The following is a 25,089-nucleotide window of genomic DNA, read 5'->3' on the forward strand; positions in this document are numbered from 1 at the left end:
GGCTGGGGATCTCATCGAAAACCGTTTTTTCGTCTGGCGGGAAACTGGCTGTTCGCCGCCGCTTTTCATTCCAGCTAAGCCCGTTTCGTTCTCCGCCGGCGGCGCGGATCCCCCGATCGGTTGACAAGAATAGAGGCAAAATGGCCCGGAGCGCGACATGAATCAGGCTGAGGCAATCGTTCCGACCACGTCGCGGCTTGAGGACGCACAGCGCATCAGGCTGATATTCTGCCTGTTCGCCGCCTCCATTGCAGCTGCTGGATTGGCACCATTCGCGGGCGCGACCCTCAAGGACCCCGACAGCTGGTGGCACGTGAAAGTCGGGCTGGATTTCCTGGCAAACCGGACATTTCCAACGGTCGATTCCTATTCCTACACTTTTGCCGGGCATCCGTGGATCGCAAAGGAATGGCTGGGGCAGGTCTTTCTGAGCCTTGCCTACCGTAGCGGCGGATGGAATGGTGTCGCCACGCTGATCATCGCCGCGATAGGGCTGACAGTCTCCGTGACGGCATGGTTCCTCAGCGCGTGGCTGAAGCCGGTACTGGCGGTAGCGCTGACGTTCATCCTGGCCATCCTGATCGCACCTGTCTATACGGCGCGTCCCCACGTCTTCACCTTGCCGATCATCGTTACCTGGACGGCGGTGTTGTTTCGTGCATCGGCGGAGGAGAAGGCCCCGCCGTGGTGGCTCCTCGCGCTGGTTGTGCTCTGGGCCAACCTGCACGCTACCTTCACCTTGAGCTTCGTCATCGCCGCCTTCGCCGGTCTCGATCTCGTGGCGCGCACCGGCCTGTCGAAACCCGCTCTTTTGACGAAGTGGGTTGCGTTTGGCCTGCTCTGCCCACTGGTCAGCCTGATCCATCCCTATGGTGTGCAAGCCATTCTGGCCACGTTCACCGTCGCCCATGGCAATGAAGCAGTGCCGCTGATCCTGGAGTGGCGGCCGTTCAATGTCCAGGAACAGGATCTCCAGGGAGCCGCGATACTGGTGGCGATTTTCGGGCTTATGACGTCACGGCTGCGGATCGGCTGGGCCAAGGCGTTGTTCATCGTCTTCACCTTGCATGTCTACCTGTCGCACCAGCGCTTCGTCTATCTGTTCTTCCTGCTTGTTCCCGTGGTGGTGGCGGTCGAAGTCGCGCGCCAGTACCCCTCCCTGTCAGCCGGCGTCTGGCTGAGCGAAAAGCGTGACGTACTGGAAAAGTTCTTCGCCAGCCGGTTCCATCTGCTCTGCGGCGCGACGGCCGTGTTGCTGGTCGGCGCGATCCTTGCGCTCAACAACGCCTACCAAGTCGCAGCGAGCCCGACGACATCGGCCAGCGGCGCCCTTGCGTTCGCCAGCGCTCACCACCTGTCCGGCAACGTGATGAACTCCTACAATTTCGGCGGCACGCTGATTTTCCACGGCATCAAGACCTATATAGACGGCAGGACGGACCAATTGTTCCAGGACGGGTTCACGAAAACGGATGAGGCGACGGGGCAAACCGGCGGCAAACCGCTGCTCGAGGCCCAGTTGAAGAAATACGCCATCGGCTGGGCACTGCTTACAGCCGATGACACCCGCATCCCCTTCTTCAATGAACTGGGCTGGAGGCGGGCCTATGCCGACGACTACGCCGTGATCTACCTGCCCGGCGCCTGATTTATCCCGTTCCGGCAAATCGGCGTCGCCAGCGTTCGAAGCCTGGCATTCGTCTTGACATGGATGTTGCAGTGCAGCAAAGTTGTGCTGCAGAGCACATTCCGTGGGACCCACGAGCCACGATTTTTCGCACGACCGGGGATTGCCGTATGAGGAGCATTTCAGGCTCCGCCGCACGACCATCGCCGGCCACGGCATACGGACCGGTCGAATGAATTACAGGCGTGATATCGATGGCCTGCGGGCCGTTGCGGTGCTGCCCGTCGTGCTTTTCCATTTCGGCGTGTCCGCCATTCCCGGTGGCTTCACCGGCGTCGACATCTTCTTCGTCATATCGGGCTATCTGATCAGCGGCAGCCTGCTCGATGATCTCGAGCGCGGCCAGTTCTCGATCGGACGCTTCTACTGGCGTCGCGCACGGCGCATCCTGCCGGCGCTGACCTTCGTCATCCTGCTTGCAAGCATTGCGGCCTGGTTCATCCTGCTGCCGTCGGACCTGCACGAATTCAGCCTCAGCGTGATCGCGGCCTCAACCTTCTGGTCGAACATCTATTTCTGGAAGACGACGAACTATTTTTCGATCGACGCCGAATTGCGGCCGCTGCTGCACACATGGTCGCTTTCGGTCGAGGAGCAGTATTACATTTTCGCGCCGATCCTTGTGTATCTGATCTACCGGTATGCCTCGAAGCGCTGGCTGACGATACTTCTGCCGATCACCATCGGCAGTTTTGCCTTGGCGGTCATGGCGACCACGCTGGCGCCGACCGCCGGCTTCTACCTCTTGCCGACACGCATCTGGGAACTGGCGCTCGGCGCCATGCTGATGCTGAAAAGGCCGCCGCCGCTTGCCAGCCGGCCGGCAACGGAACTGATCGGCCTGGCCGGTTTTGCTCTGCTCGCATTCGGCTTCCTGACGATTTCGGAGAGCGATCCGTTTCCCGGCTACAACGCCCTGTTTCCCTGCATCGGAACCGCCCTGCTGATCTATGCGGGCCAGAATCACCCCGGCCGGCCCGTGCCTGTCGCCACGCGCGTGCTACAATTCCCTCCGATGGTCTGGGTCGGCCTCATCTCCTATTCGCTCTACCTTGTTCACTGGCCGATCAATTCCTTCGTCCACTATCTCTCGCTGAAAGCCATCTCGGTGCCGACGATCGTCGCGATGACGGTGGCCAGCTTCGCCCTGGCGACCTTCTCGTGGAAATATGTCGAGCAGCCTTTCCGGCAGAAGCGAACCTTCACCGCCCCGCTGCCGATCTTCGCCTTTTCGGCGACGGCGATTGCCCTGCTGTGCGTCGGCGGTCTGGCCGGCGTGCTCGGCAATGGCTTTCCGCAGCGGTTCCCTGATTTCTCGACGCAACGCATCCTGGTGGGTGACTGGCGCAACGGCGTCTGCTTCAACGAGGGTGCGAGCCGGATCGAGGATTGGAATCTTGCCGACTGCACGCGCACGCACGGCTTTCCCACCAATGTGCTGCTGTGGGGCGATTCCTTCGCGGCTCACTACGTTTCGGGCCTGGAGGCCAACGCGCAGAAAATCCAGGCCAACGTCATCCAATATACCTATGCCGGCTGCCCACCCAACCTGTCCTATTTTTCCTATGCCCGGCCGGCCTGCACCCGCTTCAACGAACGGGCGCTGTCGATCATCCGCGATGCCAATATCCAGGCGGTGATCCTGAGCGGACGATGGACGGACTACCAGGCACGGGGCTTCGACGGATTGCAGACGACGATCGACCGGCTGCGCGACATGGGTGTCAAGGTCTATGTCATCGGCCAGTCTCCGGAGTTCATCGCCGACGTCCAGAAGATCGCTTTCTTTGCAAAACACGAGGGCGCCGTGAACACATCCTGGCCGATGGCCATGGATCCCGACATCAACAAGCAGGTGCAGCCCTTCGCCAAAGGCGCGACCTTCATCGATCCGCTTACCTATCTGTGCGACGCCGCCGGCTGTTCCTATGCGGATGCCACCAGCAAGCAGTTTCTCTATTTCGACTATGGCCATTTCTCTTCCGCCGGCGCGACGCTGGCCATCTCGAAATACTGGCCGAGCTTCGCCGCCGGCGGCGAAGTCGCAAAGGTCAGGGAGCAAGCGCCGACCGTCACCAGGTGAGTTGGCGAAGCCCGCGTCGTGACACTGCTTTGCGATTGCCCCAAGCCATGCCGTCATGATAACGAGGCTGCTGCGCGGGTATGATGTAATGGTAGCCTGTCAGCTTCCCAAGCTGAACGCGCGGGTTCGATTCCCGCTACCCGCTCCAGCCTGAAGCCGAAAGGTCCGTTGGCCTGCCCTGCACCTGTCCAGTGTGGAACCGTCGACGATGCCTAGGCCTGGCCAGTTCGCATCTGCTTCTTGAGGAGGAACCGGGCGAGGTTGTTGATATTCCGCGGCGCCACCTTCTTGGGCAGATGCGCCAGCAGGTCTTCCGATTTGACGTCGTTGCGGAACCGCTCCGCCCAATCTTCGGTGAGGCCGTCCCGCTGCAGGCGGAGATTCGTCTCGAAATCTGCGTCCGGCATTTCCATCGACAACTGCCGGGCCACCGACGCGACGTACGGACGAGGATCGTCCAACAGGTCCTCATAGAACAAGTGCTCGTATGGCAGATCGGCCAGCCGCAGGTAAGCCACCCAGAAGGCATAGCTCTGCTCGATCAGGAAATAGGCCTGGCAGATGCCGGCGAAGTCGTATTGCGGAGCCAGATCCGCGCCGTCCATCGTGCTTCTCCAATGGCCCGACGCCTTCGCCCGGCAATAGGAAATCGCCTGGCGAAGACGGTCCCGCCGCTCCAGCAGGACCAAACCCATGGCATGGCGCCGGCCGCATTCCGCCAGGAAGTCGGCTCCATATTTGGCCTGCGACCAGTGAAGGTGCCGGGGAAACAGCTTGACGGCGAACGTGCCGTTCGCGGTCCCGCCGCGATCGATCACGGCGGACAGCAGGTCATCGAAGGATTTCGGCTTGCACCCCAGATTGGTCGTGTCGAGCCACTCGGCCGAGTTGCCGAACAATCCCGTGCTGTTTGTGAGACTGCCAAGCCATTCGGAGCCGCTACGGGCTTCGGTCAGTATCGCCACGCCTTTCATGCGTGCGGATTGCCCGGGGCCCGCGTGATCTCGATTGCAGAATGCCGTTCTTCCTGATCGCCCCTCGGCATGTCAAAGCTCCGCTTAAACAGCGCCTTATATGGTTCCGTCGATTCGACTCAGGCTAGGCCAAAATGCGAGCGCATCAACATCACACTTGGTTAATCAACGTCGCACGCCCTATGCGCAAAAGGCCGGCCTCGCGATGGTGGCCGGCCTTTGCGTAAGCTATGAGCCGACTATTACCAGACGCCGAGCCAGACGCGCTCGCGCCAGCAGCGCACATGGCGGCGGCCGTGGCGCCAATAGCGGCGGCAAACTCGCCGCCAGCCCCGGCGACGTCCATGGTAACGACGCCAGTGACCATCGTAGCCATGGTGGCCGTGATGCCAATGACGATGGGAGACCTGCTCCAGTTCGACCTCGTCGTTCCCTTCGAAGACAGCGGGATCCGGCTTGTCCAGCTCATTGAGAATTCCGGTGCCCTGAGGAATACCGGCAACCGCGCGGCCCGGCCCGGCCACGCTCGCAAACGCCGCGGCCCCCGCAACGCTAAGCATTCCAGTAAGAAACAACCGACGTTCCATAAAAAACCTCCCGAGTTGTTGACCATCGACACCACGTTCCCTCGCCCGAAACAGGCTCCAGCGCGCATGCCGATCGGTCTGAACGCTCCGCGGCTGTTCTCGTTCCATCACCCCACTTCGCGCAGGATGAAATCATGCAGCATCTTGGCCGCCGGCGACAGCACGCGATTCCTGACCGTGATCAGGCTGTAGGGCCTGACCTCGATGTCGAACTCGGTCTGGACGACATCGATGGCGCCGGCAAGCCCGTCCGGATTCTGGATGAACTTCGCCACCTGCACCGAGACCGGGGCGATGGCATCGGATTGCGCGACCATGACCAGCGTCAGCAGCAGCGAGCTGGTGTTCAAGATCCGGTCCGGCAGCGCGATGTTGCGGTTCAGGAAATTGCTTTCCATCGCCTGACGCAAGGGCGAACCGCCCGACTGGAAGACCCAGTCATAAGCGGCGGTGTCTTCCAGCCTGACCACATTGCCACCGGCGAGCGGGTGGCCGCGGCGCACGATCAGACAAGCCTTTTCGACGCCGATCACACGGGATTCGAACAGCCGCGGATTGAGGTCGTCGGGAATGCGGGCGATGATGAAGTCGTGGCGCGAGGCGATCAGCTCGCGGGCGAGCACGTTCGACGTCTCGACCTGCATGGTGATTTCGATGCGCGGGTAGATGCGGCGGATCTCGCGAATCGCCGGCACGGCCAATTCGATCGCCGGCGCGGTCACGGCGCCGAGGAACACGGAGCCGCCCTTGCCGGCCTTGAGCTCGGCGATCTCGCGGTCGGCTTCGCGCATCTCGAGCAGGATCGAGCGGGCCCGCCTGGCGAGCGCCTGGCCGTAGGGGGTGAGGGTCACGCCGCGCGGCAACCGTTCGCACAGCTTTACGTCGAGGACCGCCTCCATCTCGGCGATCATGCGCGAGGCGGCCGGCTGGGAGATGTTCATGACCTGGGCCGCCGCGCTCACCCGTCCATGATCGTCGAGTGCGGCGATCATGCGCATGTGGCGCAAGCTCAAACCACTGCGCAGGAGCGTCTCACCGTCTCCCGGGAGCTTCTCGTAACTTACGGGAATCGCATCGGGATCGCGCAACGCCGCCATGATCTTCCAGCCTTTCCGCCGGTTCCTTTCCGCATGCTAGATCATACCGGTTTCGGTATAGCAACCACCAAAGATCGCATTTGACAGTTATGGCAAAGGGACCCACCCTTCGCGCGTTCCGAGATGCAAGGGTCGGTAACGAACAAAATCGTATCGATTGAAACTGCGTCGCGGAGCCGATTGGGAGGATACCGGAGATCGATAAAGCCGAGAGTGGCGCCTTTGCGCTCCTGTCTGGCTGCGCGGCCCGCGAAGCCCCGAGGTGTCGCGTCCATCAACCAGGGAGAGTAATGTGAAGATCATCAAGACGCTGGCCGCCGTCGCGGCCCTTGGCATCGCTGCCATGAGCTATCAGGCGCACGCGGCCGACAAGGGTCTTGTCGGCGTGCTGATGCCGACCAAGACCTCACAGCGCTGGATCAATGACGGCGACGCCGTCAAATCCCAGCTCGAGGCGCTCGGCTACACTGTCGACCTGCAGTATGCGCAGGACGACATCCCCAACCAGCTCAGCCAGCTGGAAAACGAAATCACCAAGGGTCCGAAGGCGCTGATCATCGCCTCTATCGACGGCACCACCCTGTCGGATGCGCTGCAGAAGGCGAACGACGCGGGCGTCGTCGTCGTCGCCTATGACCGCCTGATCAAGAAGACCGCCAATGTCGACTATTACACCACTTTCGACAATTTCGGCGTCGGCGTGATCCAGGCGAATTCGCTGGTCAAGGGCCTCAAGGAGCGCTTCCCGAACACCAAGCCGTGGAACGTCGAACTGTTCGGCGGCTCGCCCGACGACAACAACGCCTTCTTCTTCTACAATGGCGCAATCTCCGTCCTGCAGCCGCTGATCGACGACGGCTCGATCAAGATCAAGTCCGGCCAGACCGGCATGGACAAGGTCGGCACGCTGCGCTGGCTGGCGGCAACCGCCCAGGCGCGCATGGACAACCTTCTGTCGGCCAACTACTCGGACGGCAGCCGCGTCGACGGCGTTCTGTCGCCTTATGACGGCCTGTCGCGCGGCATCACCGCCTCGCTGCGCGCCGTCGGCTATGGCACGGACGCACAGCCCTGGCCGATTGTGACCGGTCAGGACGCCGAGACCGCCTCGGTCAAGCTGATCATCTCGGGCGAGCAGTATTCGACGGTGTTCAAGGACACCCGCGAGCTGGCCAAGGCCACCGTGCAGTTGGTCGACAAGGTGCTCTCCGGCGGCAAGCCGGACGGCCTCGACGAAAAGACCTACAACAACGACGTCAAGGTGGTTCCCTCGATCCTGTTGACGCCGCATGAGGTCGACAAGTCGAACTACCAGGCGCTGGTCGTCGACTCCGGCTACATCAAGGCCGAAGACCTGAAGTAATCCCGGTTATTAAATCAGGGGTCCTGCGCAACGCAGGGCCCCTTTTCGTTCACAAGCGACCCCGGTATTGTTTCCGCCGGCCTAGAGCAATTCCAGGAAAAGTGCGCAGCGGTTTTCCATCAGGAATTGCGTAAAAACAAGAAAGTCTAGGAGGAGCTTGCCCTTATGACCTCGACGATTTTGGAGATGCGCGACATCACCAAGACGTTCCCCGGCGTGAAGGCGCTGTCGAACGTCAACCTCAGCGTAGAAGAAGGCGAAATCCACGCTGTTGTCGGCGAGAACGGCGCCGGCAAGTCGACGCTGATGAAGGTGCTGTCGGGCGTCTATCCCTCCGGCACCTATGACGGCCAGATCATTTTTCAGGGCCAGGAATGCCAGTTCAAAGGCATCCATGACAGCGAACACAAGGGCATCGTCATCATCCACCAGGAGCTTGCGCTGGTGCCGATGCTGTCGATCGCCGAAAACATCTTCCTCGGCAACGAGCACGCCAGATACGGCGTCATCGACTGGAACGCCAACGAGGCACGCACCAGCGCGCTGTTGAAGAAGGTGGGCCTCAAGGAAGATCCAAAGACCCTGATCACCAATATCGGCGTCGGCAAGCAGCAGCTGGTCGAGATCGCCAAGGCGCTAAGCAAGGAAGTCAAGCTGCTGATCCTCGACGAGCCGACCGCATCGCTCAGCGAAAAGGACAGCCAGGCGCTGCTCGACCTGCTGCTCGAATTCAAGCGGCAAGGCATGACCTCGATCCTGATCTCGCACAAGCTCAACGAGGTGAACCGGGTCGCCGACAAGGTTACCGTCATCCGCGACGGACGTACCATCGAGACGCTGGCCAAGAAGGACATTTCAGAGGACCGCATCATCACCTCCATGGTCGGCCGCTCGCTCGACGACCGCTATCCGCCGCGCGAGCCTCACATCGGCGAGGTCGTGTTCGAAGTGAAGAACTGGTCGGTCTATCACCCGATCCATGCCGAGCGGCAGGTGATCAGGGGCATCGACCTCAACGTGCGCAAGGGCGAGGTGGTTGGCATTGCCGGGCTGATGGGCGCCGGCCGCACCGAATTCGCCATGAGCCTGTTCGGCCGCTCCTATGGGCGCCGCATCACCGGCGAAGTGCTGCTCAAGGGCAAGGCGGTCGACGTCTCCTCGGTGAGCAAAGCGGTCCAACACGGGATCGCCTATGTGACCGAGGACCGAAAGACCTATGGCCTCAACCTCATCGATCATATCAAGCATAACATAACGCTGGCCAATCTGGGCGGCGTCTCGCGCCACAGCGTGATCGACGACATGCGCGAGCTCGCCGTTGCCAACGACTACCGCAAGAAGACCAATATCCGCGCTTCGAGCGTCTATCAGATGACCGGCAATCTTTCGGGCGGCAACCAGCAGAAGGTGGTGTTGTCGAAATGGCTGTTCGCCGACCCGGAAGTTCTCATCCTCGACGAGCCGACGCGCGGCATCGATGTCGGCGCCAAGTACGAAATCTACACGATCATCGCGCGCCTCGCCGCTGAAGGTAAGGCGATCCTGGTCATCTCGTCGGAAATGCCGGAATTGCTCGGTATCACCGACCGTATCTATGTCATGAACGAAGGGCGCATCGTGGGCGAAATGCCCGCGGCGGACGCGAGTCAGGAAAAAATTATGCGGGCCATCGTTCGGGGAGAAGGAAAAGCAGCATGAGCACCGAAAGCGCCCCCGCGCCGCAAGGCAACATCGCCGAAGAGCGTCCACGCATCGCCGTCTCGGCGCTGACGACGAATCTACGCGAATATGGTCTGATTATCGCGCTGATCGTCATCATGCTGTTCTTCCAGTTCACCACGTCGGGAACGCTGTTCAAGCCGGTCAACCTCAGCAATCTGGTGCAGCAGAACTCGTTCATCATCGTGATGGCGCTGGGCATGCTGCTGGTCATCGTTTCGGGCTATATCGACCTCAGCGTCGGATCGGTCGCCGGTTTCATCGGCGCGCTGGCGGCAAACATGATGGTCATCTGGCAGCTCGGACCGCTCAGCAATCCGCTGGTGGTTTCGATCGTCTGCCTGATCGTGGGCGGCCTGATCGGCGCGGCGCAAGGCTATTGGATCGCCTATCACCGGATACCGAGCTTCATCGTGACGCTGGCGGGCATGCTGATCTTCCGCGGCATCTGCCAGGCGCTGCTGGGCGGCGGCTCCTCGGTGGGTCCGCTTCCGGACGGCTTCAAGGCACTCAGCTCCGGCTTCATCCCTGATGTGATCGGCCCGCTGACGCTGATTGCGCCGACGGTAAACGCGGCCGGCAAGACCATTTTGGGCAGCGGCCTGACACTGCACATGACGACGGTGGTGCTAGGGCTGATCGCCGTGCTGGCCTATGCCTATTTCGGGGTGAGGACACGGCGCAAGCGCGAGCGCCATGGCTATGAGGCCGAGCCCTTCCCCCTGTTCGTCATCAAGACGCTGGTTGCCAGCGCGCTGGCGCTGTTCCTGGTCTATGAGTTCGCCAGCTACAGGGGCCTGCCGGTGGTGCTGCTGGTCATGGGCGTGCTGATCTCGCTGTTCGTCTTCGTTACCAAGCGCATGACCATCGGCCGCCGCATCTACGCGATGGGTGGCAACCCCAAGGCGGCGCAACTGTCGGGCATCAACACCGAGCGGCTGACGCTTCTGGTGTTCATCAATATGGGCGTGCTGTCGGCGCTCGGCGGCCTGATCATCGCCGCGCGTCTCGGCCAGGCCGTGCCGGCCGCGGGCCTCGGCAGCGAGCTCGACGTGATCGCGGCCGTCTTCATCGGCGGCGCCTCGGCGATGGGCGGCGTCGGCCAGGTGATCGGCGCGGTGGTCGGCGGCTTCATCATGGGCGTGATGAACAACGGCATGTCGATCATGGGCGTCAACGTGGACTGGCAGCAGGTGGTCAAGGGACTGGTGCTGCTGGGGGCCGTCATCTTCGACGTCTACAACAAGAACAAGGCTTAAGGGCTGGGGCGAGGACTAGGAGGCATACGGGTTCTAGATCGCGAAGCTGCCGGCAGCCCGTCGGCACCAAGAAGTCCGGGGAAGGACCAGGCTCGCGAACGCAATCCGGACGAAGCGTTTCAACCGTGGCGCGTTTCCGCGCCGCGCCGGTCAGGATTTTGCCGATGGCAGCCGGACAAGGAAAAATGAGAGAGGACTGATCATGCTGATCTCGCAGATTCTCGACGACGCCGAGACGATCCGTGTCGTTGCCCGCAGCGGCGGGAAGACCCGGATCATCAATGGCGCGCGCAGCGTCTATTCGCTGGCGATGGAGGCCGCCCGCACCGGTGTCGGCCTGGCCGCCCTGATCGAACGCAAGGGACTTGGCGAGACGGTCGATCTGGACGCCGCCTACAAGAGGGGACGGCTCCTGTCGCCGATCAATCACCCCGACCCGGCGCATCTGCACCTGACCGGCACGGGGCTGACGCATCTCGGGTCGGCGGCGACGCGCGATTCCATGCACAAGAAGCTCAGCACCGACGGCGAAGAGCAGCTCACCGATTCCATGAAGATGTTCCGCATGGGGCTGGAAGGCGGCAAACCCGCCAAAGGCCAGGTCGGCGTACAGCCGGAATGGTTCTACAAGGGCAACGGCACCATGGCGGTCGCTCCTGGCGCGGCGCTGATGTCGCCGGCCTTTGCCAAAGATGCCGGCGAAGAACCCGAGGTCGCCGGGATCTATGTCATCGGCGACGACGGCGCGCCGTTCCGCGTCGGCTTCACGCTGTCGAACGAATTCTCGGACCATGTGACCGAGCGCGTGAACTATCTCTTCCTCGCCCACTCCAAGCTGCGCAATGCCTCCTTCGGGCCGGAAATCCTCATCGGAGACCTGCCTTCGGACATCCGCGGCACGTCGCGCATCCTGCGCGACGGCAAGACATTGTGGGAGAAGCCGTTCCTGTCGGGCGAAACGAACATGTCGCACACCATCGCCAATCTCGAACACCACCACTTCAAATATTCGGCCTTCCGCCAGCCGGGCGACGTGCATGTGCATATGTTCGGCACCGCGACGCTGTCCTTCGCCGACGGCGTCAATACGGAGGCCGGCGACGTATTCGAGATCGAGGCAGGGGATTTCGGCCTGCCGCTGCGCAACCCGCTGGAAATCGAAAAGCCGGTAAAGGTGGCGGTGAAGGCGCTTTAAAGGCCACGAGGGCGTGATCCCCCTCTCGTGGGGAGATCGGCAGCGTCGACCTTAGCGCACCGCGCGGAAATGCTTGGACAGTTTCAGGCCTTGCGCCTGGTAGTTGGAGCCGAGATCGGTGCCGTAAAGCGCCCGCGGCCGCTTCAGCATGTGCTCGTAGACCAGCCGGCCGACGATCTGCCCATGGTCGAGGATGAACGGCACTTCGTGGCTGCGCACCTCGAGCACCGCCCGGCTGCCGGTGCCGCCGGACGCCGAATGGCCGAACCCCGGATCGAAAAAGCCGGCATAGTGGACACGGAACTCGCCGACCAGCGGATCGAAGGGCGTCATCTCGGCGGCGTAGAGCGGCGGTACATGCACCGCCTCCTGGCTCACCAGGATGTAGAACTCGTCGGGATCGAGCACCAGTTCGCCGGCGCCGCTCTTGTGGATCGGCTCCCAGAAGTCGAGGACATCCTGGGCGGCACGCTTGTCCACATCGACGAGGCCGGTGTGGTGCTTGCCGCGATAGCCGACCAGCCCATCCTTATCGCCATTGAGGTCGATCGACAACGCGATGCCGCCGCCGGAAATGTTGGGCGGATCGGTGGCGACCAGCATTTCGGCGCGGTGCAGTTCATGCAGTTCGGCTTCCGATAGCAGTGCATTGCCGGTGCGGAAGCGGATCTGCGACAGGCGCGAACCGGTGCGCACCACGATCGGAAAAGTGCGCGGGCTGACTTCGAGATAGAGCGGACCGTGATAGCCGGCGGCGATCTTGTCGAACTCGTGGCCGCGATCGGTCATGACGCGGGTGAAGATGTCGAGCCGCCCGGTCGAGCTCTTCGGATTGGCCGAGGCCGAAATGCCAGCCGGCAGGGCCAGACTTTCGAGCAGCGGCACGATATAGACGCAGCCGGTTTCGAGAACCGCGCCTTCGGTCAGATTGATCTCGTGGAGTTGCAGCCGATCGAGCTTTTCCGAGACCTTGTGGTTGGGGCCGGGCAGGAACGAGGCGCGCACCCGCCAGGCCTTTTCGCCCAATCTGAGATCAAGGCTCGCCGGCTGGATCTGATCGGCATCGAGCGCGCGCGGCGACTTCAGCGCGCCGGACTGGAACAGCGCCGAAATGTCCTGATCGGGAAGAATGCCTGTCTGCCGCAAAGTCTGGCTCCGCCCCAAGACTGGTCTCTTTTGGTGCAGGTTCTCGCCGCAAAACCACTGGGCACTTTTGCGGAACCTGCCTTGGTACAAACCTCTTAATGAAGCCGGCAATTGACGCAAGCGTGGCGCGGGTCTAAAGGGTCGTTATCCCGTGGTGATTTGGCCGGTCGGCTTGCAGCCACGTTAAACAAGTCGCTAAAGGACCGTCGGGCCGCAAGGCCGTATGGACCGGTTGCGACTTTCGCGGCCGGTTTTTTTGTGTCTGGAACAAAGCGATGAGCAACAAGAAGCGCAACTGGAAACCTCAGACGGCACTCGTGCATGGCGGAACCCTGCGTTCCCAATTCGGCGAAACCGCCGAGGCGATGTACCTGACCCAGGGTTATGTCTACAAGACCGCCCAGGCGGCCGAGGCCCGCTTCAAGGGCGAAGAGCCTGGCTTCATCTATTCGCGTTACGCCAACCCGACCGTCGACATGTTCGAAAAGCGCATGTGCGCGCTGGAAGGCGCCGAGGATGCGCGCGCCACGGCGTCGGGCATGGCGGCGGTGACGGCTGCCCTTCTATGCAGCGTCAAGGCCGGCGACCATATCGTTGCAGCGCGCGCGCTGTTCGGCTCCTGTCGCTGGGTGGTCGAGACGCTGGCGCCGCGCTATGGCATCGAGGCGACCTTGGTCGACGGCACCGACATCGCCAATTGGGAAAAGGCGGTCAGGCCGAACACCAAGCTGTTCTTCCTGGAAAGCCCGACCAACCCGACGCTGGAAGTCGTCGACATATCAGCCGTCGCCTCGCTTGCCAATTCGATCGGCGCGCGGCTTGTCGTCGACAATGTCTTCGCCACGCCGCTGCAGCAGAAGCCGTTGCAGCTTGGTGCGCACATCGTCGTCTACTCGGCCACCAAGCATATTGACGGCCAGGGCCGTTGCCTCGGCGGCGTCATCCTGTCGGACAAGAAGTGGATCGACGAAAACCTGCACGACTATTTCCGCCACACCGGCCCCAGCCTGTCGCCCTTCAATGCCTGGACCTTGCTGAAGGGCCTCGAGACGCTGCCGCTGCGCGTGCGCCAGCAGACGGAAAGCGCCGGCAGGATCGCCGACTTCCTGGCCGAGCAGCCGCAGATCGCCCGCGTCATCTATCCCGGCCGCGCCGACCATCCGCAGGCCGCCGTCGTCAAGAAGCAGATGTCGGGCGGCTCGACGCTGATCTGCCTCGACGTCAAGGGCGGCAAGCCGGCGGCCTTCGCCCTGCAGAACGCCCTCGAAATCGTGCTGATCTCGAACAATCTCGGCGATGCCAAGAGCCTGATCACCCATCCGGCGACGACGACGCACAAGAATCTGAGCGACGAGGCGCGCACCGAACTCGGCATCGGGCCAGGAACGCTCAGGCTGTCGGTCGGCCTGGAGGATACGGACGACCTGCTGGAAGACATCGCGCAGGCGCTGAAGGCCGCTAAATAGGCTGTTTGGGAGCGTCGTCCGCGGCGATCAGGCGCGCGACGGCGTCTCCTCCAGTTCGGCCGCCTTGGTGCGGATGGTCATGGCGTTGCCGCGCCAGTCGACGGCGCCGCCGAGCCAGCCGCGCGCCCAGAGGGTTGGGAGCATCGCGTCCCGCGCCATCATGGCCGCGACCATGCGCGGCGAGAGGTACCAGCCCTTGGACAAGGCCAGCGCGCACTCCGGTAGGTAGTAGGCCGCCAACACGGCAATCGCGGTTGCCCAGAGGCTGACGCCCGCGCTCGCCGCAGCAACCAGGGCAAGCGCGAGAGGCACCGCCGCGCCGGTCAGGATTTCGGGCGCGAAGAACAGCGGGAAGGTGACGCGGCGCAGGCGCGCCCAGCGGGCCTGGCGCGACCAGATCACGCCAAGCGTGCGCTGGCCGAGCGGCTGCTCGAAGGGCGCCGCAACGAGATTGACGTGCAAGCCGAGGCCTTTCACCAGCTTCGTGGCGGCCGCGTCTTCGGCGATCTCGGCGGCCAGCGCGCGAATGCCGCCATTGGCATCCAGCATCGGCTTGTTCCACAGCATGCTCTTGCCCTGGGCAAAGCCGAGGCCGAGCGCCTCGCCGGCATACTGCCAGCGGGCCTGCAATGTGTTGAGGAAGGCGCATTCGACATCGGCCCAGAAACCCTCGGGCCGCGAGCCGATCGGCGTCGAGCAGACAAGGCCGGTGTCGGGCCGCCATGCCGCCATCATGTGCTCGACATAGTCCCTCGGCATCAAGACGTTGGAATCGGCAAGGATGACCCAGTTGTGGCGCGCCGCTTCCCAACCCTTGACGCAATTGTTGAGCTTTGGGTTGGCGCTGACGCGGTCGTCACCGATCAGTAGCCAGGCCGGCACCTTGGGAAACCGGGCAATCGCCCTGTTTATTAGTTTCACCACGGGGTCGTCGGCATGGGCGACGCAGAAGATCAGCTCATAGCGTGGCCAGTCGAGGGCGAAGGCGCGTTCCAGCGTCTCATGCGTGAACGGCTCGACGCCACGCGACGGGACGACGATCGAGACCGGTTGCGACTTGCCGGCTGGCGGGGCGATCGTGGTGCGCCGTTTCAACTGTGAAGCGGCGAGCAAAATGCTGGCGGCGTTTGAAAGGATGAGTGCGGTCGAAAGCGAGGCGGCTATGAAGGTGAGTTCCATCGAGATCTGGTCACTCCGGAAAGGCGGCCCGCAGCGTGGCCGTTTTCAACAGTTCGACAGAGCGCCGAGTCGCCCGGTTCGCGCACACCACCATTATCGTGTGTCACTTAAATGACATTCTTTGCCGGCACCTGCGGTTCAAGGTCAGCCGCGACAAGACGCGCACGTTGACCTGCTCACCGGGAGCGCCGAAAGTCATCGGATTGTTTTGGAGCCGCTCATGTACCGCGCCGTGACGCGCAACATCGAAGTGCAGGTCAGGCCGTTTTATCTCGAGGACCGTTCGGATCCCTCGGAGAACCGCTATGTCTGGGGCTATCAGATAACGATCGACAACCAGTCGGACGAGTTCGTGCAGTTGTTGTCGCGCTATTGGCACATCACCGATGGCGCCGGCCGGGTCGAGGAAGTGCGCGGGCCAGGCGTTGTCGGCGACCAGCCGGAACTCAACCCCGGCGACAGCTATCAATACACGTCCGGCTGCCCGCTCTCGACACCGTCCGGGATCATGGTCGGGCGCTACACGATGCGCAACAAGCGCGGCGAGACGTTCGACATCGCCATCCCCGCCTTCTCGCTCGATCTGCCTGGGACAAGGCGCACGGTGAATTAGCATCTTTCTCCCCGTCACTAAGGGAGAAATGCGCAGGGGCAGCATCAACTTCTGAGATTCTGTTCCTTCCTCGCATGCAGGGGACTGCGCGGGCATTCGCCGAAGTTAGCGCTGCCCCTCATCCGCCCTTCGGGCACCTTCTCCCCGTGGAACGGGGAGAAGGAAAGGCTTTACTGAGCCGCAAACTCGGCTGGATCGAAGTCGTACTGGGTCGAGCAGAACTCGCAGGCGACGTGGATGCCGCCATCCTCGGTGCTGTCCTTGATCTCCTGTGCGGAGAAGCCCTCGAGGATGCCTCGGATCTTGTCCCTGGAGCATGAGCACTGGTCGGTGACGGGAACGCCGCCGAAGACGCGCACGCCATGCTCGTGGAACAAGCGATAGAGCAGCCGCTCGGCGCCGATGGTCGGGTCGATCAGCTCGGTCGGCTCGATCGTGCCGAGCAAGGCCAGGAGTTCCTGCCAGGAATTATCGGCCGGATCGTGGACTTCCTCGCGCGGATCGCCATCGCCACCCGGCAGGTCCGGAACGCGCATGCGCTCGGGCGATTGCGGCAGGAACTGCGCCAGTATGCCGCCGGCGCGCCACTGCTCGCGCGCACCGCCGATACCGGGCGTCAGCAGCTTGGCGACCGAGAGCCTGATATCCGTCGGGATCTGTTCCGACTGGCGGAAATAGGTGCGCGCCGCGTCTTCCAGCGTTTCGCCGTCAAGCTGGACGATGCCCTGATAGCGCTGCGTATGGGCGCCCTGGTCGATGGTCAGCGCCAGCACGCCGCCGCCAAGCAGCGTTTGCTGCGAGGTCTCTCCTGCCGCAATCAGTGCCTCCAGCCGGTCGGCGTCGAAACGCGCATAGGCGCGCAGCGCCGAGGGCGTGGAAAAGTCCGCGACCAGCATGTCGACAGGCCCGTCGGTGCGGGTCTGCAGGATGAACTTGCCTTCGAACTTGAGCGAGGTGCCGAGCAGCACCGTCAGCACACAGGCTTCCGCCAGCAGGCGGGCGACCGGCTCGGGATAGTCGTGGCGGCCGAGGATGGCGTCGAGCATTGGCCCGAGCTGCACCGTGCGGCCACGCACGTCGAGCGGACCGACTTCGAAGGGAACGACGTGATCGTCGCCGGCGTAGCCGAACTCGCCGAGTTTGGGGTGATGTTCAGTCACTTGATGGCTTTCCAACATGACAAAGCTCCAGGGCGCGGCCATGCGGCCCTGGTGGGCACATGCGTCCAAACGCGCTTGATTTGCGTGATGCGGCGCAGATAGGCATCGCGCCCCCGCAGATCAAGCGCCTGGGCATTTCAGGCGCCAAGACACTTCAAGCACCGAGACACCAGGCAAGCACGGCCTTCTGGGCGTGGAGCCGGTTCTCAGCCTCGTCGAAGACCACCGAATGCGGTCCGTCGATGACCTCGTCGGTCACCTCCTCGCCGCGATGGGCCGGCAGGCAATGCATGAACAGGGCGTCGGGCTTTGCCTTGGCCATCAGCGCCGCGTTGACCTGATAGGGCGAGAAGACATTGTGGCCGCGGGCACGGTGTTCCTGGCCCATCGACACCCAACAGTCGGTGACGACGCAGTCGGCCTGGTCGACGGCTTCCTCGGGCGAGCGGGTGAAATGCAGCTTGCCGCCATGCGCCTTGGACCAGTCGATGTGCTTCTGCGCCGGTTCGCTGCCCTCGGGTACGGCGACGTTGAGGTTGAAACGGAACCGTGCCGAGGCCTCGAGCAGCGAGTGCAGCACGTTGTTGCCGTCGCCGGTCCAGGCAATGGTCTTGCCAGCCACCGGACCGCGATGCTCCTCAAAAGTCATGATGTCGGCCATCAACTGGCAGGGGTGGGTGTCGTCGGTCAGCCCGTTGATCACCGGAACGGTGGCATTCTCGGTCAACTCCAGCAGCCGCTCATGCGAGGTGGTGCGGATCATGATGGCGTCGACATAGCGCGACAGCACCTTGGCGGTGTCGGCGATGGTCTCGGAGCGGCCGAGTTGCATCTCGGTGCCGGTCAACATGATGGTCTCGCCGCCAAGCTGGCGCATGCCGACGTCGAAAGAAACGCGCGTGCGCGTGGACGGTTTGTCGAAGATCATGGCCAGCACCTTGCCTTCGAGCGGCTTGGTCCGCTCGCCGGCCTTGAGACGGGCCTTTCGCGTCACCGCATCATCCAGCATGAAGCGCAAATCGCCTTCGGAAACGGTGGAAAGATCGGTGAAATGGCGAACTGACATCAGGAATGGTTCCGGATTACTTCGCGGCGGCGGAGGCAATGGCCTCCGACAGGCCCTTGGCGCCAGCGCGGATGCGACCGAGTGCGTCGTGAATCTCGGCATCGGTGACGGTGAGCGGCGGCAGCAGGCGAATGACGTTGTCGCCGGCCGGAACCGCCAGCAAATGCTGGTCGCGCAGCGCCATGTTGACCTTGCCGTTGGGCATCGCGCATTTGAGGCCGAGCATCAGCCCGGTGCCCCTGATATCCTCGATCACCTCGGGGAATTCGTCGGCTATCGACGCAAGCCCCTGCTTCATCAGCAGCGCCTTGCGCTGGACATCCTCGAGAAATCCATCTTGCAGCACGACGTCGAGGACGGCGTTGCCGACCGCCATTGCCAGCGGATTGCCGCCGAACGTGGTGCCGTGCACGCCGGCGGTCATGCCGACGGCCGCTTCATCGGTGGCAAGGCAGGCGCCCATCGGGAAGCCGCCGCCAATGCCCTTGGCGATTGCCATGATGTCGGGCGTCACACCCGACCACTCATGCGCGAACAGCTTGCCGGTACGGCCAATGCCGCACTGGACCTCGTCGTAGATCAACAACAGGCCGTGCTGCTCGCAGAGCTGCCGCAGACGCTTCAACGACTGTGTCGGTACCGGGCGGATGCCGCCCTCGCCCTGCACCGGCTCGATCAGGATCGCGGCGGTCTCGGGCGTGATCGCCTTTTCAGCGGCGTCGATGTCGTCGAAGCCTACCTGATCGAAGCCTTCGACCTTGGGTCCGAAGCCTTCGAGATATTTGTACTGACCGCCGGCCGCGATGGTCGCCAGCGTGCGGCCATGGAAGGCGCCTTCGAAGGTGATGATGCGGAAGCGCTCGGGATGTCCCTTGACGAAGTGGTAGCGCCGCGCCGTCTTGATCGCGCATTCCAGTGCCTCGGCGCCGGAATTGGTGAAGAACACCTTGTCGGCGAAGGTGGCATCAGCCAGTCGTTCGCCAAGCCGGCTCTGCCCCGGAATCTCATAGAGATTGGAGACGTGCCAGAGTTTCGCCGCCTGTTCGGTGAGGGCCGCGACCAGATGCGGATGGCCGTGGCCAAGCGAATTGACAGCTATGCCGCCGGCGAAATCGAGATATCGCTCGCCCTTGTCGGTAACCAGCCAAGTGCCTTCCCCATGGTCGAAGGCCAGGGGTGCGCGAGCAAAGGTCTCGTAAAGCGCCGAACCGCTCATTATATGCGTCTCCGGTACCGGAAAATCAAAAAAGCCGCCAAAGCGGCGGCCTTCTGCGGCTTATCGTGTTTTTCGGTCATGAAGTCAACGAAAACGTCGCGTAGCGACGCGCGGCAAGCCCCCTGACGCGACGCCGGCTCATGAGCGACCGGGCAAGTTGGGGAAAACCGAAAAAACCGATTCGTGTTGCACTTGGGACTCTTGTCACCGAGTCAGCGCATAGAGTAGTTGTAGTCAAGAAATAACTAGATTTCGTGCGGCGGACCTAATCACCAGATATATGTGGTGTCTGCCCCAGCAGTGGTGCTGGGTCGGGAAAGGATTCTGATTGCCGCACGCTTATGAGGAGCGCGGTCATGAACTGGACTGACGAGCGGGTAGAACTCTTGAGAAAACTGTGGTCGGAGGGTCTGAGCGCAAGCCAGATTGCCGCTCAGCTTGGAGGGGTCAGCCGCAACGCGGTCATCGGTAAGGTGCACCGGCTGAAACTGTCGGGCCGCGGCCGTGCGACGGCGACGCCGGCACGCCAGAAGAAGGCATCGCAAGGATCGACCGTCCAGAAGTCGGTGGCACGCGCCGCGACCACGGCACGTCACGTCACGACTTCGATCGGCGCGACGGCCCTTCAGACGCAATTCGACGCCGAACCCGTGGCGAGACACTACATCCGCCCGGTCGAGAACGTCGTGGTACCGATCTCACGGCATCTGCAGCTCGTCGAACTGACCGAGCGCACCTGCAAATGGCCGAACGGCGATCCGCTTTCGGAGGACTTCAATTTCTGCGGCAACGAAGCCGCCGAGACCGGTCCCTACTGCAAGTACCATGCCCGCGTGGCGTTCCAGCCAGCGGCGGAGCGGCGCAAGAGCCGATAGGGAATAGGGAATAGCCACTGATTGAGCTTCCGCGAGCGGGCAATGCAGTCTTTCCCCCTATTCGCTATTCGCTCTTTCACAGCCAGCCGTTCTTCCTGAACCGCCAATACAGGAAGCAGCAGATCAGCGCGATGGTGGTCAGCACCATCGGGTAGCCATATTCCATCTTCAGCTCGGGCATGTCGGTAAAGTTCATGCCGTAGATGCCGGCGAATGCAGTTGGCACCGCCAGGATGGCCGCCCACGAGGCGAGTTTCTTGGAGATCGCCGTTTCCTGGCTTTGACCGACCAGAAGACTGGCCTCGAAGGCGAAGGCCAGCACCTCGCGCAAACTGTCGATTTTCTCCTGGACGGTACGGATGTGATCCGTCACGTCGCGGAACAGCGGGTGCATGGCCGAATGGATCTGCGGCAGCTCGGCGCTGGTCAGCCGGCGGCAGACTTCCACCAGGGGCAATGCCGCGTTGCGCAGGCGCAAGAGGTCGCGGCGCAGCATGTAAAGCCGCTCGATATCGGGGCCGGTCATCGGCTTCAGCAGGACCTTGTCCTCGATCGCCTCGACCTCGTCCTCGATCTGCTCGAGCACGGGCATGTAGTTGTCGACGATGAAGTCGAGAATGGCGTAAAGGACGAAATCCTCGCCCTTGGCCAGCGAGTGCGGGCAGCTCTCCCAGTGCTGGCGCACCGCGGCATAGGATGTCGACGGGCCGTGCCTGACGCTGACGATATAGCCTGAGCCGACAAACAGATGGGTCTCGCCGAAGGTGACGCGCCCGTCGATCAGCTGCGCCGTGCGGGCCACGATGAACAGGGCATCGCCATATTGCTCGATCTTTGGCCGCTGGTGCGGATGCTCGGCATCCTCGATCGCCAGCTCATGCAGATGAAACTGCGCCTGGACTCGCAGCAGAAGTTCGCGGTCGGGTTCAAGCAGCCCGATCCAGACGACGTGTCCCGATTTCTTGGCCCAATCGCCGGCTTCCTCGATCGGAATATCGGCGATGCGGCGCCCGGCGGTATAGACACCGCAGGCGATGATGCCCGATGCCGGCGGCGAGGGCTTGAACTCCCGGACATATTCCATCGCGGCCTCCCGAAAGCGTTGCCTTCCCCAGGGAACCAGCAAGCTTATCTCGGGGTAGTTTAGCGCAATATGATCAAGCGTTCGAGAGGACGCGCATTCACTTCACCGGCAGCGCCGCGGGGAGGCCGATCTTGTCCGTCTTGTCGCTTTTCGGCCGATCGGCCGGCAACTGGTCGCCGGTGACGATATAGTAGATGGTCTCGGCGATGTTGGTGGCGTGATCGCCGATACGCTCGATGTTCTTGGCGCAGAACAGCAGATGCGTACAGGGCGTGATGTTGCGCGGATCTTCCATCATGTAGGTCAGCAATTCGCGAAACAGCGACGTATACATGGCATCGATCTGGTCGTCTCGGTCGCGCACGAAGCCGATCTTGTCGACCGAACGGGACGCATAGACGTCGAGAACTTCCTTCAGCTGGGTCAGCGCCAGGTTGGCCAGAGCCTCCAAGCCGCGGAAAAGGCTGGTCGGCTGACGGCCGTCGATGACGGCGACCACCCGCTTGGCGACGTTCTTGCCGAGGTCGCCGACCCGCTCGAGGTCGGCCGAAATGCGGATGGCGCCGACGATCTCGCGCAGGTCCGTCGCCATCGGCTGGCGCTTGGCGATGATGACGATCGCCTTGTCGTCGATCTCACGCTGTCCCTCATCCAGCACGAGGTCATCGCGAATGACCTTCTGAGCCAATCCCGGATCGGCATTGACCAAAGCGGCGACCGCCTGCTCGACCATGCGCTCGGCATGGCCGCCCATCGCGGCGATGCGCTTGGAGAGATATTTCAGTTCCTCGTCAAAGGCGCTCATTGTGTGAACGGACTGCATGGACGAAATGCCTTCCCACGGGGGTGTCTTGATTTTGAGTCGTTTCCTCGAATCCCCGCTGATACGCTAACCGGATGACAGAAAAAAGAAACGGTCCCGTGGAAAACTAGGGCAGTATCAGTGCGCCGGCAAATGGACTGAGAACGCGGCGCCCTTGCCGACCTCGGACCTGATCGTCAGCCTGGCGTTGTGACGCGTCAGGATGTGCTTGACGATCGACAGGCCAAGTCCCGTGCCTTTCTGGGTCCGACTGGTCTCGACATCGATACGATAGAAGCGCTCGGTGATGCGCGGGATATGTTCCTCGGGGATGCCGGGGCCGAAATCCCTGATCGTAACGTCGATACCTGGTTCGGAATCGTCATCGCCGCGCGCGATCGACACCACGACGCGGCCGCCGGACTGGCCGTATTTGCAGGCGTTTTCCAAAAGGTTCTCGAAGACCTGGAACAGCTCGTCGCGATCGCCCGGCACATCAAGCGGCCCCTTGGCGAAATCGCGCTCGATGGCGACATTGTTTTCCCGGGCAAGCGGTCCGAGCGAATCGATGACGCTGTCGATGGTCTGGCGCAGATCGACTTCGGTTCCCGGTCTCAGATAGGGCTTCATCTCCAGCCGCGACAGCGACAGCAGGTCATCGATCAGGCGCGCCATGCGGCCGGTCTGGTTCTGCATGATCTGGAGGAACTGCTCGCGCGCCGCGGGATCGTTGCGGGCCGGTCCGCGCAGCGTTTCGATGAAGCCCGCGATCGAGGCCAGCGGGGTGCGCAACTCGTGACTGGCGTTGGCGATGAAGTCGGCGCGCATGCGGTCTATGCGTCGCGCCTCGCTCTGGTCCTTGAAGACCAGCACATAGAGGTCGGTGCCATGCCCGACCGATGACGCGCTGACTCGGTAGGCCCGTTCGACAGGCAGTTTCTCGGTATAATCGACAACATCCGAAGCGACGGTGCCCGACAAAACACTGTCCAGCAGCGCCTGCATTTCCGGCGCCCGGAATTTCAGCGGCAGCGATATGCCGGGCGCGATGCCGCCAAAGGCGGCAAAGGCGGCGGCGTTGGCGTGGACGATGGTGGCGGCCTGGTCGAAGATGATGAGCGGATCGGCGACGGCGGCCGCGAGAAATTCACCCGACAGGCGCTGCAAGCCCATCGCCTCGATTGCCCCGGCGCTCTCGGCGGAATGGCGCGCACCGGCCACCGGCAATATTGCCGCCGCCAGCAACAGGAGCAGAGCCGGTACCAGCGCGTAGACGGAAATACCCGCGAAGCCATATGCGATCAGAACCGCCACGACCCCGGCCGCAAGCAGCCAGCGGCTGTTCCACAGCCGGGCGGCCATGGCTTGCCCCGTGCCCTTCTGCTCCGCGCCCAGGTCAGTCATTCGCGCGCCCAACCTCCACCGGTCACACGGCGACGGAAACTTCCGCTGGACCGCAAATCAAAAGTGCTACAGCGTCGTTTGCGCGTCCAAATGGACATGCGGCGCTGTAGTGGCTCCCAATAGCATGAGTCCAGACACTTAAAAGGGTTCGTCTGCATGAAAAAAGCCAAGGAAAATTCCGTCACGCCACCTTCTGGTCCGCTGAACATCAAGATCGGCGGCAAGGAACGGGAGTTCGATATCGAGAATCCCGAGCTTCCGGACTGGGTCGAGGAGAACAAGCTGACCGCGGGCGGGTATCCCTACGACAAGAAGATGAAAAGCGAAGAGTATGACGAGACGCTCGAGAAATTGCAGATCGAGCTGGTCAAGGCGCAAGCATGGCTGCAGGCGACCGGCAAGCGGGTTATGGCGCTGTTCGAGGGGCGTGACGCTGCGGGCAAGGGCGGTACGATCTTCGTGGTGCGCCAGTACCTCAACCCGCGCACGGCGCGCAACGTCGCGCTGACCAAACCAACCCCGACGGAGCTGGGGCAATGGTACTACCAGCGCTATGCCGACCATTTCCCGACGTCGGGCGAATTCGTCACTTTCGACCGCTCCTGGTACAACCGCGCCGGCGTCGAGCCGGTGATGGGTTTTTGCACCCCCGAACAGCATTAGAAGTTTCTCGACGAGACGCCGCATTTCGAACGAATGATCGTCAATGACGGCATCCATTTCTTCAAATTCTGGCTGAACATCGGCCAGGAGACGCAGCTCGAGCGCTTTCACGATCGCCGTTACAGCCCCCTGAAGAGCTGGAAGTTCTCGCCGATAGACATTGCCGGCATCACCAAGTGGGACGATTACACCAAGGCGCGCGACAGCATGTTCGAGCGCACCCATAAGGAGTTCGCGCCATGGATCATCGTGCGGGCCAACGACAAGCGCCGCGCGCGACTGGCGGTGATGCGTCGCATCCTTCTGTCGCTGCCCTACGAGGGGCGCGATCTCGATATTATAGGCAAGGAAGACAAGAAGATCATCGGCGAAGGCCCGTCATTCCTGGGCAAGCAGGACTGACGCTTTGGCGCCGCGCGGCCAAGGCAGCGCGGCGCAGTTGATGGATGTC

General features: G+C 62.5%; 20 protein-coding genes, 1 tRNA gene, 1 pseudogene and 1 riboswitch. Of the genes and pseudogenes, 11 read left to right on the forward strand and 11 right to left on the reverse strand.

From position 1 onward, the window contains the following. Positions 1 to 157: 157 nt before the first annotated feature. The 3 genes from EJ077_RS25940 to EJ077_RS25950 all read left to right on the forward strand — a co-directional run bounded on the left by EJ077_RS25940 (position 158) and on the right by EJ077_RS25950 (position 3,918). Entirely contained in the window at positions 158 to 1,648 is a 1,491-nt protein-coding gene (locus EJ077_RS25940; RefSeq protein ID WP_208697376.1) for a hypothetical protein, read from the forward strand. 211 nt (positions 1,649 to 1,859) lie between these two features. After that, entirely contained in the window at positions 1,860 to 3,770 is a 1,911-nt protein-coding gene (locus tag EJ077_RS25945) for an acyltransferase family protein (RefSeq protein WP_208697378.1), read from the forward strand. Between the two features lie 74 nt (positions 3,771 to 3,844). Next, positions 3,845 to 3,918 (forward strand) — tRNA-Gly (locus tag EJ077_RS25950). A 64-nt stretch (positions 3,919 to 3,982) separates the two neighbouring features. On the opposite strand, the gene EJ077_RS25955 is transcribed toward EJ077_RS25950, so the two are convergent. The 3 genes from EJ077_RS25955 to EJ077_RS25965 all read right to left on the reverse strand — a co-directional run bounded on the left by EJ077_RS25955 (position 3,983) and on the right by EJ077_RS25965 (position 6,428). Continuing rightward, on the reverse strand, positions 3,983 to 4,744 hold the full coding sequence (locus EJ077_RS25955; protein WP_208697381.1) for a Stf0 family sulfotransferase: 762 nt from the start codon (positions 4,742 to 4,744) through the stop codon (positions 3,983 to 3,985). A 242-nt stretch (positions 4,745 to 4,986) separates the two neighbouring features. After that, on the reverse strand, positions 4,987 to 5,331 hold the full coding sequence (locus EJ077_RS25960) for a protamine-2 (modular protein) (protein ID WP_208697382.1): 345 nt from the start codon (positions 5,329 to 5,331) through the stop codon (positions 4,987 to 4,989). A 107-nt stretch (positions 5,332 to 5,438) separates the two neighbouring features. Continuing rightward, on the reverse strand, positions 5,439 to 6,428 hold the full coding sequence (locus tag EJ077_RS25965) for a LysR family transcriptional regulator (RefSeq protein WP_015319281.1): 990 nt from the start codon (positions 6,426 to 6,428) through the stop codon (positions 5,439 to 5,441). A 292-nt stretch (positions 6,429 to 6,720) separates the two neighbouring features. On the opposite strand from EJ077_RS25965, the gene chvE reads away from it, so the two are divergent. From chvE to araD1, 4 genes are all read left to right on the forward strand, one after another. Next, positions 6,721 to 7,791 (forward strand): multiple monosaccharide ABC transporter substrate-binding protein, encoded by a 1,071-nt coding sequence (chvE, locus tag EJ077_RS25970; protein WP_208697383.1) that lies wholly within the window; start codon positions 6,721 to 6,723, stop codon positions 7,789 to 7,791. A 165-nt stretch (positions 7,792 to 7,956) separates the two neighbouring features. Then, positions 7,957 to 9,489: a multiple monosaccharide ABC transporter ATP-binding protein gene (gene mmsA / locus EJ077_RS25975; protein WP_208697384.1), complete on the forward strand. Its 1,533-nt coding sequence runs from the start codon at positions 7,957 to 7,959 to the stop codon at positions 9,487 to 9,489. Next, entirely contained in the window at positions 9,486 to 10,769 is a 1,284-nt protein-coding gene (gene mmsB, locus EJ077_RS25980) for a multiple monosaccharide ABC transporter permease (protein WP_208697385.1), read from the forward strand. Before mmsA ends, mmsB begins: the two co-directional genes overlap by 4 nt. Before the next feature lie 202 nt (positions 10,770 to 10,971). Further along, entirely contained in the window at positions 10,972 to 11,964 is a 993-nt protein-coding gene (araD1, locus tag EJ077_RS25985; RefSeq protein WP_208697386.1) for an AraD1 family protein, read from the forward strand. A 51-nt stretch (positions 11,965 to 12,015) separates the two neighbouring features. Here araD1 and EJ077_RS25990 read toward each other — a convergent pair whose 3' ends face one another. Further along, positions 12,016 to 13,110 (reverse strand): 2'-deoxycytidine 5'-triphosphate deaminase, encoded by a 1,095-nt coding sequence (locus EJ077_RS25990; protein WP_208697387.1) that lies wholly within the window; start codon positions 13,108 to 13,110, stop codon positions 12,016 to 12,018. A 141-nt stretch (positions 13,111 to 13,251) separates the two neighbouring features. Continuing rightward, positions 13,252 to 13,329, forward strand: a riboswitch (SAM riboswitch). 56 nt (positions 13,330 to 13,385) lie between these two features. On the opposite strand from EJ077_RS25990, the gene EJ077_RS25995 reads away from it, so the two are divergent. Continuing rightward, positions 13,386 to 14,576: an O-succinylhomoserine sulfhydrylase gene (locus tag EJ077_RS25995; RefSeq protein WP_208697389.1), complete on the forward strand. Its 1,191-nt coding sequence runs from the start codon at positions 13,386 to 13,388 to the stop codon at positions 14,574 to 14,576. Between the two features lie 27 nt (positions 14,577 to 14,603). On the opposite strand, the gene EJ077_RS26000 is transcribed toward EJ077_RS25995, so the two are convergent. After that, positions 14,604 to 15,755, reverse strand: coding sequence for a ceramide glucosyltransferase (locus EJ077_RS26000; RefSeq protein ID WP_208697391.1), 1,152 nt, complete (start codon positions 15,753 to 15,755; stop codon positions 14,604 to 14,606). A gap of 220 nt (positions 15,756 to 15,975) precedes the next feature. Between EJ077_RS26000 and apaG the strand changes: the two genes are divergently transcribed. Beyond that, complete coding sequence (gene apaG, locus EJ077_RS26005; RefSeq protein WP_027146773.1) at positions 15,976 to 16,368, forward strand: Co2+/Mg2+ efflux protein ApaG; 393 nt, start codon at positions 15,976 to 15,978, stop codon at positions 16,366 to 16,368. A 170-nt stretch (positions 16,369 to 16,538) separates the two neighbouring features. On the opposite strand, the gene EJ077_RS26010 is transcribed toward apaG, so the two are convergent. The 3 genes from EJ077_RS26010 to EJ077_RS26020 form a co-directional block, all read right to left on the reverse strand. Further along, complete coding sequence (locus EJ077_RS26010; RefSeq protein WP_208697393.1) at positions 16,539 to 17,570, reverse strand: Hsp33 family molecular chaperone; 1,032 nt, start codon at positions 17,568 to 17,570, stop codon at positions 16,539 to 16,541. Positions 17,571 to 17,682: 112 nt separating this feature from the next. After that, positions 17,683 to 18,594 carry an ornithine carbamoyltransferase gene (gene argF, locus EJ077_RS26015; RefSeq protein ID WP_208697395.1) on the reverse strand — a complete coding sequence of 304 codons (912 nt, stop codon included), beginning with the start codon at positions 18,592 to 18,594 and terminating at the stop codon, positions 17,683 to 17,685. A gap of 16 nt (positions 18,595 to 18,610) precedes the next feature. Further along, positions 18,611 to 19,810, reverse strand: coding sequence for an aspartate aminotransferase family protein (locus EJ077_RS26020; RefSeq protein ID WP_208697397.1), 1,200 nt, complete (start codon positions 19,808 to 19,810; stop codon positions 18,611 to 18,613). A 356-nt stretch (positions 19,811 to 20,166) separates the two neighbouring features. On the opposite strand from EJ077_RS26020, the gene EJ077_RS26025 reads away from it, so the two are divergent. Then, complete coding sequence (locus EJ077_RS26025; protein WP_208697399.1) at positions 20,167 to 20,685, forward strand: GcrA family cell cycle regulator; 519 nt, start codon at positions 20,167 to 20,169, stop codon at positions 20,683 to 20,685. A 76-nt stretch (positions 20,686 to 20,761) separates the two neighbouring features. Here the strand turns inward: EJ077_RS26025 and EJ077_RS26030 are convergent, their stop codons facing one another. The 3 genes from EJ077_RS26030 to EJ077_RS26040 all read right to left on the reverse strand — a co-directional run bounded on the left by EJ077_RS26030 (position 20,762) and on the right by EJ077_RS26040 (position 23,975). Next, a complete protein-coding gene (locus EJ077_RS26030) occupies positions 20,762 to 21,769 on the reverse strand; it encodes a magnesium and cobalt transport protein CorA (protein WP_208697400.1) in 1,008 nt (335 codons plus the stop codon). A gap of 97 nt (positions 21,770 to 21,866) precedes the next feature. Next, positions 21,867 to 22,592 (reverse strand): phosphate signaling complex protein PhoU, encoded by a 726-nt coding sequence (phoU, locus tag EJ077_RS26035; RefSeq protein WP_208697402.1) that lies wholly within the window; start codon positions 22,590 to 22,592, stop codon positions 21,867 to 21,869. A 117-nt stretch (positions 22,593 to 22,709) separates the two neighbouring features. Continuing rightward, positions 22,710 to 23,975 (reverse strand): sensor histidine kinase, encoded by a 1,266-nt coding sequence (locus tag EJ077_RS26040; RefSeq protein ID WP_208697403.1) that lies wholly within the window; start codon positions 23,973 to 23,975, stop codon positions 22,710 to 22,712. A gap of 156 nt (positions 23,976 to 24,131) precedes the next feature. Here EJ077_RS26040 and ppk2 point away from each other — a divergent pair. Beyond that, a pseudogene (gene ppk2 / locus EJ077_RS26045) lies at positions 24,132 to 25,040 on the forward strand (polyphosphate kinase 2). The last annotated feature ends 49 nt before the right edge of the window (positions 25,041 to 25,089 follow it).

The sequence above is a fragment of the Mesorhizobium sp. M8A.F.Ca.ET.057.01.1.1 genome (assembly GCF_003952565.1).
GTDB lineage: Bacteria > Pseudomonadota > Alphaproteobacteria > Rhizobiales > Rhizobiaceae > Mesorhizobium.

Coding starts and splice junctions, on each gene's coding strand:
- phoU (WP_208697402.1), bottom strand. CDS start 22,592: ATGCAGTCCGTTCACACAATGAGCGCCTTTGACGAGGAACTGAAATAT.
- EJ077_RS25960 (WP_208697382.1), bottom strand. CDS start 5,331: ATGGAACGTCGGTTGTTTCTTACTGGAATGCTTAGCGTTGCGGGGGCC.
- apaG (WP_027146773.1), top strand. CDS start 15,976: ATGTACCGCGCCGTGACGCGCAACATCGAAGTGCAGGTCAGGCCGTTT.
- EJ077_RS26010 (WP_208697393.1), bottom strand. CDS start 17,570: ATGGCCGCGCCCTGGAGCTTTGTCATGTTGGAAAGCCATCAAGTGACT.
- EJ077_RS25995 (WP_208697389.1), top strand. CDS start 13,386: ATGAGCAACAAGAAGCGCAACTGGAAACCTCAGACGGCACTCGTGCAT.
- argF (WP_208697395.1), bottom strand. CDS start 18,594: ATGTCAGTTCGCCATTTCACCGATCTTTCCACCGTTTCCGAAGGCGAT.
- EJ077_RS26000 (WP_208697391.1), bottom strand. CDS start 15,755: ATGGAACTCACCTTCATAGCCGCCTCGCTTTCGACCGCACTCATCCTT.
- EJ077_RS25955 (WP_208697381.1), bottom strand. CDS start 4,744: ATGAAAGGCGTGGCGATACTGACCGAAGCCCGTAGCGGCTCCGAATGG.
- araD1 (WP_208697386.1), top strand. CDS start 10,972: ATGCTGATCTCGCAGATTCTCGACGACGCCGAGACGATCCGTGTCGTT.
- EJ077_RS26020 (WP_208697397.1), bottom strand. CDS start 19,810: ATGAGCGGTTCGGCGCTTTACGAGACCTTTGCTCGCGCACCCCTGGCC.
- mmsA (WP_208697384.1), top strand. CDS start 7,957: ATGACCTCGACGATTTTGGAGATGCGCGACATCACCAAGACGTTCCCC.
- mmsB (WP_208697385.1), top strand. CDS start 9,486: ATGAGCACCGAAAGCGCCCCCGCGCCGCAAGGCAACATCGCCGAAGAG.
- EJ077_RS26025 (WP_208697399.1), top strand. CDS start 20,167: ATGAACTGGACTGACGAGCGGGTAGAACTCTTGAGAAAACTGTGGTCG.
- EJ077_RS25945 (WP_208697378.1), top strand. CDS start 1,860: ATGAATTACAGGCGTGATATCGATGGCCTGCGGGCCGTTGCGGTGCTG.
- EJ077_RS25965 (WP_015319281.1), bottom strand. CDS start 6,428: ATGGCGGCGTTGCGCGATCCCGATGCGATTCCCGTAAGTTACGAGAAG.
- EJ077_RS26030 (WP_208697400.1), bottom strand. CDS start 21,769: ATGGAATATGTCCGGGAGTTCAAGCCCTCGCCGCCGGCATCGGGCATC.
- EJ077_RS25940 (WP_208697376.1), top strand. CDS start 158: ATGAATCAGGCTGAGGCAATCGTTCCGACCACGTCGCGGCTTGAGGAC.
- EJ077_RS26040 (WP_208697403.1), bottom strand. CDS start 23,975: ATGACTGACCTGGGCGCGGAGCAGAAGGGCACGGGGCAAGCCATGGCC.